The sequence below is a fragment of the Streptomyces sp. 15-116A genome (genome assembly GCF_025290915.1).
Classification (GTDB): Bacteria; Actinomycetota; Actinomycetes; order Streptomycetales; family Streptomycetaceae; genus Streptomyces.
On the sequence record NZ_JAOCQE010000044.1, the window covers coordinates 17,280 to 34,655 of the forward strand.

Below are 17,376 nucleotides of genomic sequence, written 5' to 3' on the forward strand. Positions count from 1 at the left end.
GGGGTTTCCTTACTGGGGGAGGGAATCGAGGGAGGGGCCGAGGATCCAGCCGGCGATCTCCCGGATGGCGCCGTCACCGCCGGGGGCGGTGGTGACCGCGCGGGCGGCGCCGCGTACGACGTCGTGGGCGCTGCCGACCGCCACGGGCCAGCCCGCGAGGGCGAAGCACGGGAGGTCGTTGACGTCGTTGCCGACGTAGAGCACGCGCTCCGGCGCGATGCCCTGCTCCTCGCACCACTGCTTCAGTGCGAGGTCCTTGCGGTCGACGCCGTGCAGCACAGGGAGCTTGAGCTTGCGTGCGCGGGCGGCGACGACCGGGTTCTGTTCCGTGGACAGGATCAGCATCTTCAGGCCGCTTCTGCGCAGCGCGGCGATGCCGAGGCCGTCCCCGCGGTGCACGGCGACGAACTCCTGCCCGTTGGAGTCGATCAGCACCCTGTCGTCGGTCTGGGTGCCGTCGAAGTCGAGGACGAGCGCGTCGATGTCGTCGGCGGTCGGAAGGGCGCCGGGCCGGTTCGCGTCGAAGAGCGGCGCGAGGGCGCGGGCGCGGGCGAGGTCGTGCGGGTCGTCGATCTCCAGCACGCGGGCCGGGTCGGTGCGCACGAGCTCGGTACGGCCGAAGAAGCGGTGCCGGTGCGTACGGAATCCGTCCGCGTCCATGGCGTAGGCGGCACCGGTCTCCAGGAGGTCCTGGGGGCGGTCCTGGCGGCGGGGGCGGAAGGACTTGTCGTGGTTGACGCCGTAGCCACCGCTGGCGGCGGCGGGGTTGGCCTCGCTCGCCTCGTCGCCGTCGCGCCAGATGAAGCCGTGGAACGGGGCCACGGTCAACGCCGTGTCGGCACCCTGCTCCGCGACCGCCGCGGCCACCCCGTCGATGTCCTCACGGATCAGGAACGGGCTGGTGCACTGCACCAGGAGGACCACGTCCACGGACGCCCCGTGCAGGGCCTCGTGGGCCTCCATGGCGTGCAGCACGGCCGCCTCGGAGGTGGCGGTGTCCCCGGCGATGGCGGCGGGCCGCAGCACGACCTCGGCACCGGCCTGACGCGCGGCGGCGGCGATGGCCTGGTCGTCGGTGGAGACGACCACATCGGTGACATGCCGCGCGGCCAGGCACTCACGCACGGCCCGGGCGATCAGCGGGATGCCACCGACAGGGGCGAGATTCTTCGCGGGCACGCCCTTGGACCCACCGCGCGCGGGAATGACGGCAAGCACCCGGCGCACGGAGGCGCCGACATCGGCCGAGGGTTGGGACATGGGGTCCGCTCCTTGAAAAGAGGGGGAGAGAGACGCGCCCCTCAGGGGCGCGGGGAACTGCGCGACCAGCCCCGACGGCGCGGCAGCCGAACTCACAGCTCCCCCATCCGCCGAATGACAGGGGCCACACGCTGCACACCGTGCCGATACGCACCCCGAGCCGCCCGCCGCACGATCTGCCGCACAGGCCCGGGCGACTTGTCAGCGGCGGGAGCCCCCGGCAGCGGCGCACCGTCCACCCCGAGGTGATGCCGCGCGAGGATGCCGGGCAGATAACCGGGCGCGGTGACCGGCGTGTAGTAGGGGGTGAGCGGCGGCAGGTCACCCGAGGAGAGCAGCTTGGCGATCCGCCCACGCGCAGCGTCGAAGGCACTCTCGTACGCCCCGTCCGCAGCGACGCCTTGCCGCGCCACCCACTCCGCATCCGGCACCGGTCGATGCCCCGCATCGAGCTCATCCCAGGAGGCAAGGCACCCGGAGCCCACGAAGTGGTGGTTGCCCAGCGACTCACGTACGCCCAGGTCGGTGAGGACGGCGGTCGGAATCCGCCGGTGCAGTGACTCGAGCGCGGCGGTGGAGCTGACGGTGACCAGCAGGTCGGTCCGGTCCAGGACCTCCCCCATGTGCCCGTACACCAGGCGGAAGTTGGCCGGCAGCTCCTGCTTCTGCGCCAGCTTCTGGTACGGCAGTTCCTCGATGTGCGTGGTGTGCTCGCCCGGCTTGGAGCGCAGCTTCAGCAGCACCTCGCGCTCGGGGTGCCGGCGGGCGTGTTCCACCAGCCGGTTCAGCAGGTACGTACGGTCCTTGCGGCTCTCCGGGACGGACGGCTGCGCGGCGAACACCACCGTGTACGGCTCGCGTTCGCCGGTGTACGCCGCACCGCCCAGGAACGGCAGCGCGACCTCGGTCACCGCGGAGGCGTCCGCGCCCACCCCCTCGTACACCGCGCGGAAGCGCTCCGCGTCCTGGCGGGAGTTGGCGAGGACGAGGTCGGCGCCGTGGCGCAGCAGCAGGCCGTCGGCGAGCTTCTCGTAGACGACGCCGACGTAGCCGGTGACGACGACGGGCCGGTCCCGCCGGTCCTCCCAGACGCGCCGCAGGCCGTGCAGCATGGCCTGGACGCCGCCGCCGACGAGGGCGAGCACGAGGACGTCGTAGGTCTTCTCGCTCATCGCGCGCAGGAACTCGACCGCCGTCACCTCGCTGAGCGAGTCCGCGCGGACGCCGACCTCCGTCAGCTGGCGGGCGGTCGGGGTCGCACGGCCGCGCAGCAGATAGCCGTCCAGCCGGATCTCCGGCCGGTCGGCGCCGCTGTGCGGGGCGATGCGGTTCGCGGTGAGCGCGCCCCATTTCCACCGGGTGTCGGAATCCGCGAGGACCGCCACCCGCAGGGCTTTCGTTGCACTTGCTGGCACGTCGAAGACGCTAGGAAGGCATTTCTAGTAATCGCCCAACCCGAATCCAACAAACGGTTAACAGCACACCGCCGAATGGCGAATCGGCCGCCCGCGAGGCCGAAAAACAGCCCACTTCACCACTTCGCCACGCGTCGTTCACCCTGGCTCAAGGTGCGGGTAAAGCCGAATGCCGGGCCGCCGCCTAACGTCCATGACGTGCTCAAGCTCTCTGTCATCGTGCCGTTCTACAACGTGCGGCAATACGTCCCCGATGCCCTGCGGAGTCTTCGCGCGAACGCGCGCGACGACTTCGAATTCATTCTCGTCGACGACTGTTCCACCGATGGGACCGCGGAACTTCTCGCGCGCGCCGAGCGCGAGCTGCCGGGGGCGGTGCTGGTCAGACACGAGCGGAACGGCGGCCTGGCGACCGCCCGCAACACCGGTATCGACCGGGCACGCGGGGAGTATCTGACGTTCATGGACGGCGACGACTGGCTGGCGCCCGGCTACTACCCGCGGCTTCTCGCGGCGATCGAGGAGCTGGGCTGCGACTTCGTGCGCACGGACCATGTGCAGTGCACGGCCCGCGCGCGCTCCGTGCAGCGGGTGCCGCACGGCCGTCGCAACGTGGTGCTGCCGCCGCGCGCGGCGATCCTGCCGGCGCACCGGACGACGTCCGTGGACTACGCCTTCGCCTGGGCGGGCATCTACCACCGCCGGCTGGTCGACCGGGGGCTGCTGCACTTCACCGACGGGCTGCGGACGGCGGAGGACCGCCCGTGGATCTGGAAGCTGCACCGGGAGGCGGAGTCGTTCGCGGTGACGAGCCTGCTCGGGGTGTTCTACCGGCGCGGGGTGGCCTCGTCGCTGACGCAGATCGGGGACGCCCGGCAGCTGGACTTCATCCGCGCCTTCGACCAGGTGGTGGAGGAGACCGCGGCGGATCCGGAGGCGGCGGCGCTGCTGCCGAAGGCGGTGCGCACGTACTGCGCGATCATCTCCCACCATCTGGGCACCATCGAGAAGTTCGAGGCGCCCGTGGCCCGGAAGCTGAAGGCGATGAGCAGCGCGGCGCTGCGGCGGATGCCGCAGGACGTGCTCGACGACGCGCTCGCGTCGATGGACGCCGAGCGCGCCACGCGGCTGCGCCGGCTGCGACGACGTCCCGTACCGGCCGTGGAGGTGGCGGCATGACCACGCAGATCTTCATGGCGTCGACGCTGTACGGCACGGCGACGCTGGCCGCCGCCCTGGACGCCGGCTGTTTCGCCCCGGCCGACCGGCGCATCCTGCTGGTGTCGAACAACGCGGCGACTCCGGAGACGACCCCGGCCGTGGACGAGATGCCCGGCTTCGAGCGGCTGCGCGGCCGCTTCGACGACGTGCTGTCGTGGAACGAGGCCATCTTCCCCTTCCATCCGGGGGGTTGGGCGCCGCGCTACGAGGACGCGCCCCTGTGGGAACGCTACGCGCGGCTGGCATGGGGGCTCGGCGAGGACGATGTCACGCTCGCCGTGGAGTCGATCCAGGTCAACCCGGCGCTGGGGCTGGCGCAGATCTTCACGGACGCGCCCCTGACGGTGTACGCGGACGGTCTGATGAGCTACGGGCCGACCCGCAACAAGCTCGATCTGCTGGTCGGCACGCGAGTGGAGCGGCTGCTGCACCTCGATCTGGTGCCGGGGCTCGAGCCGTTGCTGCTGACCGAGTTCGAGGTCCCGGCGGAGGTGGTGCCCACGGCGGCGTTCACCAAGGTGCTGGCGGAACTGGTCGACACGGGCGCGGAGTTGCCGGAGATCGAGGAGCCCGCGCTGCTGCTGGGCCAGTATCTGTCGGCGCTGAACATCCTCTCCCCCGAGGAGGAGGAGAAGCTGCACGTCCGGATGCTGAAGAGTGTGGTCGAACTCGGCCACAGCCGGGTGGTGTTCAAGCCGCATCCGACCGCGCCGGCCCGCTTCACGCGGCTGCTGGAGGAGGAGGCCGAGCGGCTCGGCGCCGAACTGACGGTGCTGGACACGCCGGTGCTCGCCGAGGTGCTGTACCAGCGGATGCGTCCGGCGCTGGTCGTCGGCTGCTTCTCCACGGCCCTGATCACGGCCTCCGCCCTGTACGGGCTGCCGGTGGCCCGGGTGGGCACGGAGCTGCTGCTGGACCGGCTGACGCCGTTCGAGAACAGCAACCGCGTGCCCGTGACGATCGTGGACGCGCTGCTGCCCGAGCTGACGGACCGTGCGGCCGTCACGGAGAGCCGCCGGGGCCTGGACACCGACGCCCTCACCGAGCTGGTCCGGACGGTCGGATTCGCGATGCAGCCGAAGATCCTGCCGGACCTGCGGGGCGAGGCGGAGCGGTATCTGTCGACGCGGCTGGACGGCACCACCTGGCGCTACTTCAAGAAGAAGCGTCTGACGTCCCTGGGGCTGCCCGGCGGGGTGCCCGCGCGGCTGGCGTTCCTGCCGCGCAACGCCACGGTGCGCCGGGTGGCCCGCAAGGCGCGGCGGCTGCAGCGGCGGGTGGTGCGGCGGTGAGCGGCGGTGAACACCGCACAAAGGCCAAGGAAACGGTGGTGAAACGGGTCGTTACTCCATGGATTCCATGGTGAACTGACGTTCACCCCTCTAGGATCGCGGATGCCGCCCTCCCTCTTGTGCCACTCGAAGCGTGAGGCATCCATGACGAACCTCGGCCGGCTCTACCCTCTCCTCGACGACGTCCGCCTGCCGGACGACCTGCCCTACTCCCAGGTGAGCACCTGGGAGTTGAGGTTCCTCTACCTGCTCGGCCGGCATCACCTCACCGGTGCGGACCGGCTCGTCGAGCTGGGCTCCGGCGGGGGCGGCTCCACGTACGCGCTGGCGCTCGGGCTGCGCGAGAGCCCGGTGTTCGACGAGGGCACCGGGCGGCTGCACGCTTACGACTTCTTCCGGGTCGGCAAGGGCACCTTCGCCACGGAGAAGTTCTTCACGGCGGGGGCGAAGCCGGCGGACGACGACTCGTTCCTGGACGACTTCAAAAGCCGCCTGGAGCCGTTCCTGCCGTTCCTGGAGATCCACGCCGGGGACCTGTGGCAGACGTCCGATCCGCAGGACACCAGCCCCATCGAGTTCCTGCACGTCGACATCGCCAAGACCGCCCGCGTGTTCCGCTGCGTGGCCGAGCGGTTCCTGACCCGGCTGCGGCCCGGCTCGGTCGTGCTGCACCAGGACTTCGCCGGGCCCCGGCTGCCCTGGCTGCATCACAGCACCGGCGCGCTGCTGCCGTACATCGAGATCGCCGGGCCGCCGATCCGCTCCACGCTCGCCTTCGAGGTGGTCCGGCCGATCCCCGAGGACCTGCTGAAGCGGATCGCGGAGGACGCCTACACGGTCGAGGAGAAGCTGGAGCTGATCTCCGCCGTGCAGGAGCGGATCGACCGCGACCACACCGGCGGCATCCCCTTCAAGTCGGTGCTGGAGTTCGCCAAGGCGTATGTCGCCCACTACGCCGGGGACCACAAGCGGGCCTGGTCGATCGCCGAGGCGCTGACCGGCGACGCGTACCTGAGCCGGACCCGGGCGGACCATTTCGCGCAGCTGCGCACGGCGTACGAGCAGGACCGGGAGAAGGGCGGCGGGGGCTCGCGGCTGGGGCGGCTGGTGAGGAAGGCCGTCCGGCGCTGAAGCCCCGAGGAAGAAGGCTGTCAGACGCCGAAGCCCCAAGGATGAGCCCCCGCGGCCGGGAAGCGACCGCGGGGGCTCACCGGTGCGGGCTCACGCGCCGAGGATCGCCCTCAGGTCGGCGGCGTTGGCCTCGGTGACCTTCCACAGCGCCTGTTGTCGCTCGTGGACGTCGGCGACGGCCCTCGCGTGGTCGTCCAGGATCGCGAGCGCGCGCTCGGTGAGGACGGCGCCCAGGTGCCGGTCGTGCACGGAGACACCCCACTCGGGGCGCTCGATGTCGGCCAGGAAGTAGGCCATCTTCGGGTGCGAGATCAGCGAGACGATCGGCGTGCCGACCCCGAACGGGATCATCCCGGCGTGCCCGCGCATGCCGATGACCAGGCGTGTCCTGGCGTACAGGTCACGGATGGCGTCGTTGTCGAAGTCGTACATCGGGATCACGGGCAGCGAGATGCCGTGCTCGCGGCGCAGGTCGAAGGCGATCCGCTCGTCGTCGAGGGAGTGCGCCACGCAGCGGACCTCGGTGTGGGCGCCGATGGCGCGCACGGCCTTCGCGATCTCGGCGAGAAAGTGCCCGTAGTCGTGCCCGAAGCGCAGTCCGGCGCGGTCGTAGGCGGCGTTCAGCAGGACGGTGTCCTCGCGTCCTGCCGGGTCCTGCCAGCCGGGGAGGAGCTGCCGGGTGACCGTGGTGGGGCAGGGCTGGAAGCGCACCTTGTCGTGCAGGTGGGCGGGGAGCATCGCGCGGACCTTCTCGATGGAGCCGTGGTTGCGCAGCCCGAAGAACGCCGCCTTCTCCACCAGGAGCCTGAGGCTCTCCCGGAAGCGTCCGGCCCGGTAGGACTGGCCGTCAAAGGCGTTGAACCCGACCGCGTACACCATGACCGGCACGTCGATCGCGCGCAGCTGCTCGTCGGGGACGTTCCACTGCCAGGCGCTGTTGCCGTTGGGCATGGTGTCCGGGATGAACAGTCCGCCGCCGCCGATGACAAGGCCGCGCCGTGCGTTGACGCGCCGCAGGGCGGCCTGGTCGAACAGGCGGTGGGCGTGGACGGAGTGCCAGCGGCGGGTGGTGGTGTCGGGGCCGAAGGCGAGGCGCACGGTCTCGGGGAGCAGCTTGTCGCCGGCGTTGCCCTGCCGGTCCATGTAGAAGGCGACGTGGGCCAGTTGGTCCTCGGCGCCGCCCTGGTCCTGCACCGGCACGCCGGTGGCGCGCTGCGCCCACAGGCGGCTGGGGCGGTGGGTGGGGTCGACGGCCAGCCCGGCGGTGGCGTGGGCGAGGGCCGTCGTGTCGTCGCCGTGCACCCAGGCGATCTGGGCGAGACGGGCGAAGGCGGTGGCGGCCCGGTTGGGCGCGGCGGTGGCGAGCAGCAGCCGGGCCTTGGCCTCCTCGTAGCGGGAGACGCTCATCAGGGCGTGCCCGAGCACCTCGTGCGGCCAGGCCTCGTCGAGCGGGATGTGCACGCTGGAGAGGATGTCGACGGCGTCCTGGTAGTCGCCGGCCGCGATGTGCGCCGCGGCCACCTTGCGGGCGCTCTCCACATCGCCGGTGCGGGCCACGTGCGGGGTGCCGTAGTGCACGAGCAGGTCGTGGTGGAGCGTGCCGCCGAGCGCCAGGTAGGCGGCCTGGAAGTCGGCGTCGCTCAGGTCGTACGCCCGCCAGCGCTCCTCGGCCTGCGCGTAGCCGGACTCGCCGCCCTGCCAGGGCTTGTGGCGTCCGGTGAAGTGCAGGATCGCGGTGTCCTCGGGCACCTGCAGGTCGCCGGACAGGCGCCGCTTGACGAAGTTGTAGCGCGGGTCCAGGCGCACGAAGTCGCCGTCGAGAACGGCGTTGAGGATGCCCTGGTCGTGCTTGTCGAGTTCGTAGGCACCGCTGCGTCCGGTCGCGTCGAGCTTCGCGCAGAACGCGTCGCTGAGGTACTCGCGCTGGATGACCAGCAGCCCGGAGTTGAGCTTGTGCTGCCCGTGGAAGAACTGCGGCACGGCCGCCAGGCCCTCGCGCAGGGTGAGCAGTTCGGTGAGGTCGCCGAGGACGACCATGTCGGTGTCGAGGGTGATGACCGTGTCGTAGTCGCGCAGCCGGAAGACGTCGAGGATGAAGTAGGCCTTGCGGACGAGGTAGTTGTCCTGGTCGCCCTTCTTGTACGTGTCGTAGTGCCCGGCGTCGACGCGGCGGAGCACGATGCGCGGGTGCAGGGCGCGGATCTTCGCGATCGAGCCGGGGCGCAGGTCGTCGTGGAGGACGACGAAGTCCTCGCACACGCCCGGGTTGGTGAGGGCGAGGCTGCGCAGCAGGACGAGGAAGCCGGGGAGGTAGTTCTCGTCGACGTAGGACGCGAAGGCGATGCGGCGCTTGCCGGTGAGGTGGTGGGCCGCGGTCGGCGGGGCGGCGGTCGCGGTGCCGGCCGGGGTCGGGGAGGTCGTGGTCATCGCAGGGATATCCTCAGGTCGGTCACGCGCTGGGCCCGCTGCATGACCCATTCCTTCTCGCTGGTGTATTCGTGCACGGATGTGATGGCCAGCTTCATCGCCTCCGGCACGCGGTAGGCGCCGCTCTCGTAGAAGTCGAAGCCGATGAGGTCGAGGGTGGGGCTGACGTCGAGGAAGTCCAGCAGGTACAGCATGTTGAAGCCGGTGGTGGGGATGCCCGGCCAGGCGTCGGCGGAGAGCCGGCCGATGGTGCGGACGGGCCAGCGCAGGGACTCGTCGCCGAGGTACTGCTGTGCGCCGGGGACGAGGCGGTTGCGCAGCGAGTACTTCCAGTCGCCGGAGACACCGCCGAAGACGAGCCGGGTGGTGACCGGCCGGTCCCAGTTGAAGCCGTGCTTGTGGATGGTGGCGTGGAGGTCGGTGCGGCTGCCGGTGTGCTGCGGGTCGATGCGGTACGAGTTGAAGCGCACCACGAGGTCGTAGGCGTCGATCTCGGCGCCGAGTGAACTGGCGCCGACCCGACCGGAATTGGCGACCAGGCAGACCGACTTGCCCGCGATCAGATTGCGGAACTCACCGAGGCTGATCCACTGCACGCCGCCGACGGTGGGGTCGGCGACGGGGCCGCGCATCCGGGTGCGGCGCTGCTCGGCGTAGAGGGCGAGGGCCTCGGTGAGGCCGGGCAGCGCGGCGGGGTCGCGGTGGGCGGCGAGGCGCAGGTCGAGGTACTGGCTGAGCAGTTCCTGCCGGTCGGCGACAGGGGCGTCGGCGGCGGCCAGGGCGAGGAGCGCTCCCACAAGGCGGGGCTCGGCCTCCGTCCAGTCCCCCACGGCGTGGGCGGCCAGGCCCTCGGCCCACACGTCGGTGGCGGGACGCCGCGCGAACTCCTCGGCGCGCGGGCACTGGCGGCGCAGCAGGGCGAGCAGCTCCCGCTCCGTCTCCCCGGCCGAGCGCAGACCCGCGACCTTGGCGCGGACGCCGAAGCCGTCGTCGTCGGTGAGCTCCAGATAGCGCTCGTAGGCCGCCACGGCGGCGGGCTCGTCTCCGAGGGTCTCCAGGAGCCGGGCACGCAGGCGCCAGCCGGCCCGGGAGTTCTTGCGGTGGGCCAGCACGGTGGCGCTGATGACCAGCGCGAGGTTCAGCTCGTCGTCGTAGCCGCACTCCAGGGCCTTGCTGGCGACGGCGAGCAGGGCGTCGAGGAGCTCGCCGGACAGGCCGGAGCTCGGGGTCGCCGCGCCTTTGACGGCCCGTTTGAGCAGGGCGGTCGCGCCGGTCGGGGCGGGCGGCGGCGCGGGAGCGGTGCGGGTGGCGCAGACGACGAGCAGCTTTCTCAGCTGCTCGGCGAGTTCGATGCGGCGGCGGTCGATGCTGCCGACGAGTTTGCCGCTGTGCACCGCACAGGCGCGCAGACAGTCGTCCAGCTCCGCTCCCGCTGCCCGTACGTCTGCCCGTGCGCGCTTCTGCTGATCCCTCTGGACCCTCGTCATGGCACTCCTGGTGTCCGAGTGGCGTGGGGGGATGTTGAGGAATTTAGGAAACCAAGGCGACGTGCGGGTGAACGTGCAAGGACCGGGCGGCGAATCGTTGGCCCGGCGGTCAGGGGCACGCTGTGAATCGGACTAGCGTGCTGATACATCCATCGCGCCACAGGGCCATCGCCCGCACCTCGAGGGGACGTACGTGACCAGCCTGACCGCCCGCCCGGCCGTCGATGTGACCGTGCAGCCGGCTCTGCCGGGGCCGCCCCGTCAGAGCAGGCTGCGGGCCCTCGACGGACTGCGGCTCGTCGCCGCGCTGATGGTGGCCGCGTACCACTACGGCGGTCGCGGCGGCGAGGTCACCGAGGCCTGGGGATCGTCGCCGAAGCTGCAGTTCCCGACGCTGCACTCGTGGTTCGCGTACGGGTGTCTGGGCGTGCAGATCTTCTTCGTGATCAGCGGGTTCGTGATCTGCATGAGCGGCTGGGGCCGGCCGCTCAGGTCGTTCTTCGCCTCGCGGGCCGCGCGGCTGCTGCCGGCCTACTGGTGCGCGGTCGTGCTGGTGGTGGCGGTGTTCGCGCTGCCGGTGGTCGCCTACGAGGCGGTGTCACCGAGCGACGCGCTGGTGAATCTGACGATGCTGCAGATGCCGCTGGGTGTGGACCGGGTGCTGGGGGTGTGCTGGACGCTGTGGGCGGAGGTCCGTTTCTACGCGCTGTTCGCCCTCTTCGTCGTCCTGCCCGGGGCGAGCCGGCAGCGCACGATCATGTTCTGCGCCTGCTGGACGCTGGCGGCGGTGATCGCGCAGTCCGCGAAGGAGCCGCTGCTCGACATCGTGGTGATGCCCGAGTACGCCCCGTTCTTCATCGGCGGCGTGGGGCTCTACCTCGTCCACCGCGACCGGCGGGACGCCTACGCCTGGGGCATCGTCGGCGTGAGCTGGCTGCTGGGCCAGCACCACGTCGTCCGGGAACTGTGGCACGCGCCCAGCGTGGACGCGTTCTCCTACCGCTCCTCGGCGATGATCGTCCTCGTCGTGACCCTGGGCTTCGTCGCGGTCGCGGCGGTCGCGCTGGGCTGGCTGAACCGGGTGAACTGGCCCTGGCTGACGGTCGCCGGGGCACTGACGTACCCCTTCTACTTGGTCCACGAGCACCTGGGTTGGGTGGTGATCGGCGCCCTGCACCGGGGGCTGCACCTGCCGTCGGCGATGACCTTCGCCCTCACGGTCGCGTCGATGCTGCTGCTGGCGTGGCTGATCCACCGGTGCGTGGAAAAGCCGCTGACACCTCGCCTGCGGGCAGTGCTGTCCCGGCGGCACTGAGGCCTGGCCGGCCACCCTCCGGGGTCACGTGCGCGTCGGGCCGTAGCGCGCCTCGATGCCCGCGAGGACCAGCGCGAGGCCTTCCTCGAAGTGCCGGTCGTAGTCGGTGAAGATCTCCGCGCCCGCCTGGGCCGACAGCGGGAAGTCGGCCATCACGCGGGCGCGTTGCTCCAGGTCGTACCGTCGCGCGCTTCGCGGAGGGGACGCCCGTGGACCTCTCGGAGGAGGGGGTACGGCGGGTCGTCGCCGACCGCTCCCACCTGGGCGCCTCCGACGTCACCGAGGTCCGCTGGGCCTCGGACTTCCGCCCGCGCGCCGCACTCGCCGACCGCTTCCGCGCGGGCCGTGTGTTCCTCGCCGGGGACGCGGCGCACGTCCACTCCCCCGCCGGCGGCCAGGGCCTCAACACCAGCGTCCAGGACGCTTACAACCTGGGCTGGAAGCTGGGCGCGGTGCTGCGAGGCGGGGCGGACGCCTCCCTGCTCGACACCTACGAGGAGGAGCGGCGCCCGATCGCCGCGGGGGTGCTCGGTCTGTCGACCGGTGTCCATCGCGGCGAGGTGCGACGCGGGGCGGCGACGCGGCAGTTGGGGCTGAACTACCGGGAGTCGTCACTCACGGCTGAGACCCGGACGGCCCCCGGACCGGCGCGCGCGGGTGACCGCGCCCCCGACGGGACGGTGAACGGCGTACGCCTCTTCGACGCGTTCCGGGGACCGCACTGGACGCTGCTGGGCGCCGCCGGGCATGTGGACGGCGTACCGGAGTCGGTCCGCACCCTCCCGGCGGCCCCTCAGTCGTACGGCCCCGGTGTCTTCCTCGTCCGGCCGGACGGCTATGTCGGCTGGGCGGGCGACACGGCGCAGGGACTGCGCGCGTACGTCGCCCGCGTCGGGCTCTGACCGCTAGGCGCTCGCGACCGACAGCTTCGCCGCGAAGCCGAGGAACAGTGCGCCGGCCGCCGAGGTGGCCCCCGCGGCCAGGCGGCGGCGTCGGCGGAACGCCTCCGCCAGGCGGGTGCCGCTGAAGATCAGCAGCGACAGGTAGAGGAAGCTCGCCGTCTGGAGCAGGGCGCCCAGGATGACGAAGGAGAGCGCGGGATAGGCGTAGCCGGGATCGACGAACTGCACGAAGAAGGAGATCAGGAAGAGGATGGCCTTCGGGTTGAGCAGCGAGACGACCAGCGCGCGGCGGTAGGGGCGCTCGTCCCCGGCGGGGGTGGTGGTGGCAGCGGCGGCCGTCTCGGTCTTGGCCGGCTGGCCCCGGTCCTTCCACATGGTCCAGGCGGAGCGCAGCATGCCGTACGCCATCCACGCCAGGTATCCGGCGCCGGCGTACTTCACCACCATGAACAACAGCGGCGTCGTGGTGAGCACGGAGGCCGCGCCGAGCGCCGCCAGCGTCATCAGGATGGCGTCCCCGGTGAAGACTCCGGCCGCCGCCGCGTACCCGGTGCGCACACCCTTGCGGGCGGCCACGGACAGCACGTACAGCGAGTTGGGCCCGGGGAGCAGGACGATCAGGACGAGGCCTGCCAGGTAGGTGGGGAGGTCATTGACGCCGAACATGGAGGGAGTGTCGCACGGGGGTACGACACTCCGTTCCAGTGTTTCAGCCGTCGAGAAGGGTGTCCGCCAAGAGCTCGACGCGCACTCCGACCGACTCCGGCACGGCCACGTCCTGGCCGCGCTTGAAACGCTGCGGGTCGGGGTACTTGCCGTCGGCCGGATCGGTGTAGAGCAGGACCTCGTCGTGCTTGCGGTCGACGATCAGGTAGACAGGGATGCCCGCCTGGGCGTAGCACTCGACCTTGGGGCCGAGGTCGTCGGACCAGTTGGACGACGTGATCTCGACGACCATGCGGAAGACGTTCGGCGCGTAGCAGTTCTTGGTGACGTGGGCGTCGCGGAAGTCCTCGTCGACGACGGAGAAATCGGGGATCGCGAAGTCCGCCGGCAATGTGGGCAGCCAGAGCCCGACCCCCTGAACCCACTCACGCCCGGTCTCGACGATGCCCGCGCGGTCGAATGCCCTGCCGAGTTTCGTCAGCGCAAGCCGATGCGAACCATCCGGCGGCGGTGTCACAGTGAGCCTCCCCTGGAGAATCTCCACGCGGTGGCCAGGCAGTGCGCGGGCGAGCTGGTCGGCAGCCTCGCCCAGGGTCAGCTCCTGCTGCAGTACGGCCATGGCGTCCTCCTTTTCGGGTCCCACTCTCCACGAGAACAGCCGGGAGCGGACCGTATCCGGCCGCGCTCACTCTTAGGGAGTAATCGACCAGGTCAGAAGGCATCGGAAGGCACGTAAGTCCCCCACACATCCCGCAACGCCCCGCACACCTCCCCCACCGTCGCCCGTGCCCGCAACGCCTCCTTCATCGGGTACAGGACGTTGTCCTCGCCCTCCGCCGCCTTCTTCAGGGCAGCCAGCGCCGAGTCCACGGCCCGCTGGTCGCGTTCCGCGCGGAGTTTCGCGAGCCGTTCTGCCTGCTGGGCCTCGATGGCGGGGTCGACGCGCAGGGGTTCGTAGGATTCCTCCTCGTCCAGCTGGAAGCGGTTGACGCCGACCACGACGCGTTCGCCGGAGTCGGTCTCCTGGGCGATGCGGTAGGCGTTGCGTTCGATCTCGCCCTTCTGGAAGCCGCGCTCGATGGCGCTCACCGCCCCGCCGAGGTCCTCGACCTTCCGCATCAGCTCCAGTACGGCCGTCTCGATGTCGTCGGTCATCTTCTCGATCACGTACGAGCCGGCGAACGGGTCGACGGTCGCCGTCACGTCCGTCTCGTACGCGAGGACCTGCTGGGTTCGCAGGGCGAGGCGGGCGGACTTGTCGGTGGGCAGGGCGATGGCCTCGTCGAAGGAGTTGGTGTGCAGCGACTGGGTGCCGCCCAGCACCGCCGCCAGGCCCTGCACCGCCACCCGGACCAGGTTCACCTCCGGCTGCTGCGCGGTCAGCTGCACCCCGGCCGTCTGGGTGTGGAACCGCAGCATCATCGACTTCGGGTTCCGCGCCCCGAACTCCTCGCACATCACCCGCGCCCACACCCTGCGCGCCGCACGGAACTTCGCCACCTCCTCCAGCAGCGTGGTGCGCGACACGAAGAAGAAGGACAGGCGGGGCGCGAAGTCGTCCACGTCCATCCCGGCCGCCACCGCCGTACGCACGTACTCGATGCCGTCCGCCAGCGTGAACGCGATCTCCTGCACGGGAGACGCGCCCGCCTCCGCCATGTGATACCCGGAGATCGAGATGGTGTTCCAGCGCGGGATCTCCGCCCGGCAGTACTGGAAGATGTCCGCGATCAGCCGCAGCGACGGCTTGGGCGGGAAGATGTACGTGCCCCGAGCGATGTACTCCTTCAGCACGTCGTTCTGGATCGTGCCGGTGAGCTGGTCCGCGCTGACGCCCTGCTCCTCCGCCACCAGCTGATACAGCAACAGCAGCAGCGCCGCCGGCGCGTTGATCGTCATGGACGTCGACACCTGGTCCAGCGGGATCCCGCCGAACAGCACGCGCATGTCGTCGATCGAGTCGATCGCCACGCCCACCTTGCCGACCTCGCCGTGCGCGATCGGGGCGTCGGAGTCGTGGCCCATCTGGGTGGGCAGGTCGAAGGCGACCGACAGGCCCGTCGTACCGTGCGCGATCAGGTCCCGGTAGCGGGCGTTCGACTCCGTCGCCGTACCGAAGCCCGCGTACTGCCGCATCGTCCACGGACGGCCGGTGTACATCGACCGGTAGACACCCCGCGTGAACGGGTACGCCCCCGGCTCACCCAGCTTCTCCTCCGGGTCCCAGCCCCGCAGATCCTCCGGACCGTAGAGCGGCTCGATGGGCAGTCCGGACTCCGACTCGCGCGCCATGGTGTGAGCCTCCCGCCGGTCGGTGGGTCGTGGGTACAGGATGTCGTTCGGTCACTCACCACCATGCCCCGTCGTTCGGAACCGGTCACGTCAGGGGAGACATCTGTCAGGTGAGGGCCGGTGGCGGATCCCGGTGAGACGACGGGGGGCTTGGGTGCGTAGGACGGGCATGAGGACGAGAACGAGCGCCGCCGTCTCGGCGCTGGCGGCCGTGTCGGTCTGTGCGGCGGCCGGGTGCACGGTGCAGCCCGCCGACGGGGACGGCAAACAGCAGTCACCGGTGCGCATCGAGCTGCCGAGCGGCCCGCCGTCCGGGGCGGGGACGGGCCGTCCGGGGGGAGCGGGAGACGGGCGGGACGGCGCATCGAAGCGGCCCGCGCCGCAGCGGCCCGCGACCCCGCCCGCGACCGAGCCGTCCTCCGCGCCGCCGGCCCGTGTGCTGTGGTCCCGCGGGGACACCGGGCGCGACGTCCGTGAGCTCCAGGCCCGGCTGCGTCAGGTGGCGTGGCTGCTCCACGGGCCGACCGGGACGTACGACGCGCTGACGGAGAAGGCCGTACGGGGCTTCCAGGGCAAGCGCGGGCTGCCCCGCACCGGGAGGATGGACGCGGTCACCTGGCAGCGGCTGCGGAAGATGACGCGGGAGCCCGGCACCTGGGAGCTGTATCTCATGGGCGGCCAGCCGGCCGACGCGCCCGACCCGCGCTGCCGGACCGGGCGTGTGCTGTGCATCAGCAAGTCGAGCCGCACGCTGCGCTGGATGGTCGACGGGCGCACGCTGGTGACGCTGCCGGTGCGCTTCGGCTCCCAGTACACGCCGACCCGCGAGGGTGTGTTCCGCGTCTACTGGAAGTCCCGGCACCATGTGTCCACGCTCTACGACTCGCCGATGCCGTACGCCATGTTCTTCAGCGGTGGGCAGGCCGTGCACTTCTCGTCCGACTTCGCCGTCCGGGGGTACGCCGGTGCCTCGCACGGTTGCGTCAACGTCCGGGACGAGGCGGCCATCGCCCGGCTGTTCGGAGAGGTGCGCAAGGGGGACACGGTCGTCGTGCACTGGTGAGCCACCTCGTGCACGCGGGGGAGGATTCGGGGCGCGGGCGGGACCGGGGGAACGTGTCCCGCCCGCGCCGATGCACGAGCCGCAGGTACGGGGGGAACCCCGGCTCTGTGCGACGGCCGATGACCAGTCGGCTCACTCATTACTGCGCCACCGCGGCCAAAAACGTCACACCCTTCAACGAAAAATTTTTGGCCGAGCAGGAAACCGCAGGTCAGAGGGGCTGAAGGGCGGGAAAATAGGGGGCACTCGGCTGGGTCAACCGGTCAGCGGCCGCCGCGGAGGTCACTCCGGAGTGGCGGGCGTGGCCGACGGAACGGCCCGCGCTGCCCTTGCCGCCGTCGCGGGTGCCGTCCCGGTCGGCGCGCTGGTGATGGCCGTGCCGGTCCCGGTCGCCGTGCCTGCCGTGTCCGCCGCGCTTGTCGCCACGGTGCTTGCCGGGCTTGGTGCCGCGCTTGTCGCCGTCCTTGTCCGCGTCGCCGCCGTCGTCGTCCTCACGGTCGCCGTCGCCGGCGCGCTCGCGGGTGTCCTGATCGGTGCCCTCCCGGAGCTTGGCGCCGAGATCGGCCGTGGCGAGGACGCCCTTGCAGTAGCGGCCGACGCGGGAGGAGTTGCCGGCCGCGTCCTCGAGCATGCGGCGGCGGTCGCCGTCGAGGTCCTTGCCGTTGCGCAGGTCGCGGCAGGCGGCGACGATCTGCTTCCAGCCCCGGCCGGAGCGGGCCCCCGGCTCGCCCGAGTCGGATCCGGGCTTCGCCGTGCCGCCGCCGGTGTCCTTGTCTCCGGACGTGGCGCTCCTGTCCGGGCGGGAGCTGCCGGCGGCGCCCACGGAGGGCGGCGGGCCGTCGTCGGGCGTGGTGCCGCCCTGGGTGCCCTGCGGCGAGGGCGACACCAGGGGGCGTTCGTTCGGC

12 protein-coding genes and 3 pseudogenes are annotated in these 17,376 nt (G+C 71.3%); 6 read left to right on the forward strand and 9 right to left on the reverse strand.

Annotation, left to right across the window (positions count from 1 at the left end; translation table 11 throughout):
- Positions 1-9 precede the first annotated feature (9 nt).
- Positions 10-1,260 (reverse strand): N-acylneuraminate cytidylyltransferase, encoded by a 1,251-nt coding sequence (locus N4P33_RS11015; RefSeq protein WP_260826172.1) that lies wholly within the window; start codon positions 1,258-1,260, stop codon positions 10-12.
- Between the two features lie 92 nt (positions 1,261-1,352).
- The gene (locus N4P33_RS11020) at positions 1,353-2,675 is read right to left on the reverse strand and encodes a DUF6716 putative glycosyltransferase (RefSeq protein WP_260826173.1); all 1,323 of its coding nucleotides are present in this window, start codon (positions 2,673-2,675) and stop codon (positions 1,353-1,355) included.
- Positions 2,676-2,873: 198 nt separating this feature from the next.
- Between N4P33_RS11020 and N4P33_RS11025 the strand changes: the two genes are divergently transcribed.
- The 3 genes from N4P33_RS11025 (at position 2,874) to N4P33_RS11035 (ending at position 6,319) form a co-directional block, all read left to right on the forward strand.
- Entirely contained in the window at positions 2,874-3,854 is a 981-nt protein-coding gene (locus tag N4P33_RS11025; RefSeq protein WP_260826174.1) for a glycosyltransferase family 2 protein, read from the forward strand.
- A complete protein-coding gene (locus tag N4P33_RS11030; RefSeq protein WP_260826176.1) occupies positions 3,851-5,188 on the forward strand; it encodes an alpha-2,8-polysialyltransferase family protein in 1,338 nt (445 codons plus the stop codon). Before N4P33_RS11025 ends, N4P33_RS11030 begins: the two co-directional genes overlap by 4 nt.
- A gap of 144 nt (positions 5,189-5,332) precedes the next feature.
- Positions 5,333-6,319 carry a class I SAM-dependent methyltransferase gene (locus N4P33_RS11035; protein ID WP_260826177.1) on the forward strand — a complete coding sequence of 329 codons (987 nt, stop codon included), beginning with the start codon at positions 5,333-5,335 and terminating at the stop codon, positions 6,317-6,319.
- 90 nt (positions 6,320-6,409) lie between these two features.
- Here the strand turns inward: N4P33_RS11035 and N4P33_RS11040 are convergent, their stop codons facing one another.
- Both N4P33_RS11040 and N4P33_RS11045 read right to left on the reverse strand, forming a co-directional pair.
- Positions 6,410-8,746: a glycosyltransferase gene (locus tag N4P33_RS11040; protein WP_260826179.1), complete on the reverse strand. Its 2,337-nt coding sequence runs from the start codon at positions 8,744-8,746 to the stop codon at positions 6,410-6,412.
- Entirely contained in the window at positions 8,743-10,233 is a 1,491-nt protein-coding gene (locus N4P33_RS11045) for a glycosyltransferase family 29 protein (protein WP_260826180.1), read from the reverse strand. Before N4P33_RS11045 ends, N4P33_RS11040 begins: the two co-directional genes overlap by 4 nt.
- 202 nt (positions 10,234-10,435) lie before the next feature.
- On the opposite strand from N4P33_RS11045, the gene N4P33_RS11050 reads away from it, so the two are divergent.
- Positions 10,436-11,548, forward strand: a complete 1,113-nt coding sequence (locus tag N4P33_RS11050; RefSeq protein WP_260826186.1) for an acyltransferase — start codon at positions 10,436-10,438, stop codon at positions 11,546-11,548.
- Between the two features lie 24 nt (positions 11,549-11,572).
- Here N4P33_RS11050 and N4P33_RS11055 read toward each other — a convergent pair.
- Positions 11,573-11,728 (reverse strand): annotated as a pseudogene (locus N4P33_RS11055) (TetR/AcrR family transcriptional regulator C-terminal domain-containing protein); the annotation flags it as partial.
- Here N4P33_RS11055 and N4P33_RS11060 point away from each other — a divergent pair.
- Positions 11,725-12,450: pseudogene (locus N4P33_RS11060) on the forward strand (FAD-dependent monooxygenase); the annotation flags it as partial. The pseudogenes N4P33_RS11055 and N4P33_RS11060 overlap by 4 nt on opposite strands.
- A gap of 3 nt (positions 12,451-12,453) precedes the next feature.
- On the opposite strand, the gene leuE reads toward N4P33_RS11060, so the two are convergent.
- From leuE to N4P33_RS11075, 3 genes are all read right to left on the reverse strand, one after another.
- Complete coding sequence (gene leuE / locus N4P33_RS11065; protein WP_260826181.1) at positions 12,454-13,116, reverse strand: leucine efflux protein LeuE; 663 nt, start codon at positions 13,114-13,116, stop codon at positions 12,454-12,456.
- Between the two features lie 43 nt (positions 13,117-13,159).
- The gene (locus N4P33_RS11070) at positions 13,160-13,735 is read right to left on the reverse strand and encodes a Uma2 family endonuclease (RefSeq protein WP_260826182.1); all 576 of its coding nucleotides are present in this window, start codon (positions 13,733-13,735) and stop codon (positions 13,160-13,162) included.
- Positions 13,736-13,827: 92 nt separating this feature from the next.
- Positions 13,828-15,408, reverse strand: coding sequence for a methylmalonyl-CoA mutase (locus N4P33_RS11075; protein ID WP_260826183.1), 1,581 nt, complete (start codon positions 15,406-15,408; stop codon positions 13,828-13,830).
- 169 nt (positions 15,409-15,577) lie between these two features.
- Here N4P33_RS11075 and N4P33_RS11080 point away from each other — a divergent pair, with 169 nt between their 5' ends.
- Positions 15,578-16,471, forward strand: a complete 894-nt coding sequence (locus tag N4P33_RS11080) for a L,D-transpeptidase family protein (RefSeq protein WP_260826184.1) — start codon at positions 15,578-15,580, stop codon at positions 16,469-16,471.
- A gap of 211 nt (positions 16,472-16,682) precedes the next feature.
- Here N4P33_RS11080 and N4P33_RS11085 read toward each other — a convergent pair.
- Positions 16,683-17,376, reverse strand: a pseudogene (locus N4P33_RS11085) (hypothetical protein); the annotation flags it as partial.

Coding starts and splice junctions, on each gene's coding strand:
- N4P33_RS11015 (WP_260826172.1), bottom strand. CDS start 1,260: ATGTCCCAACCCTCGGCCGATGTCGGCGCCTCCGTGCGCCGGGTGCTT.
- N4P33_RS11030 (WP_260826176.1), top strand. CDS start 3,851: ATGACCACGCAGATCTTCATGGCGTCGACGCTGTACGGCACGGCGACG.
- N4P33_RS11035 (WP_260826177.1), top strand. CDS start 5,333: ATGACGAACCTCGGCCGGCTCTACCCTCTCCTCGACGACGTCCGCCTG.
- N4P33_RS11040 (WP_260826179.1), bottom strand. CDS start 8,746: ATGACCACGACCTCCCCGACCCCGGCCGGCACCGCGACCGCCGCCCCG.
- N4P33_RS11045 (WP_260826180.1), bottom strand. CDS start 10,233: ATGACGAGGGTCCAGAGGGATCAGCAGAAGCGCGCACGGGCAGACGTA.
- leuE (WP_260826181.1), bottom strand. CDS start 13,116: ATGTTCGGCGTCAATGACCTCCCCACCTACCTGGCAGGCCTCGTCCTG.
- N4P33_RS11070 (WP_260826182.1), bottom strand. CDS start 13,735: ATGGCCGTACTGCAGCAGGAGCTGACCCTGGGCGAGGCTGCCGACCAG.
- N4P33_RS11075 (WP_260826183.1), bottom strand. CDS start 15,408: ATGGCGCGCGAGTCGGAGTCCGGACTGCCCATCGAGCCGCTCTACGGT.
- N4P33_RS11080 (WP_260826184.1), top strand. CDS start 15,578: ATGAGGACGAGAACGAGCGCCGCCGTCTCGGCGCTGGCGGCCGTGTCG.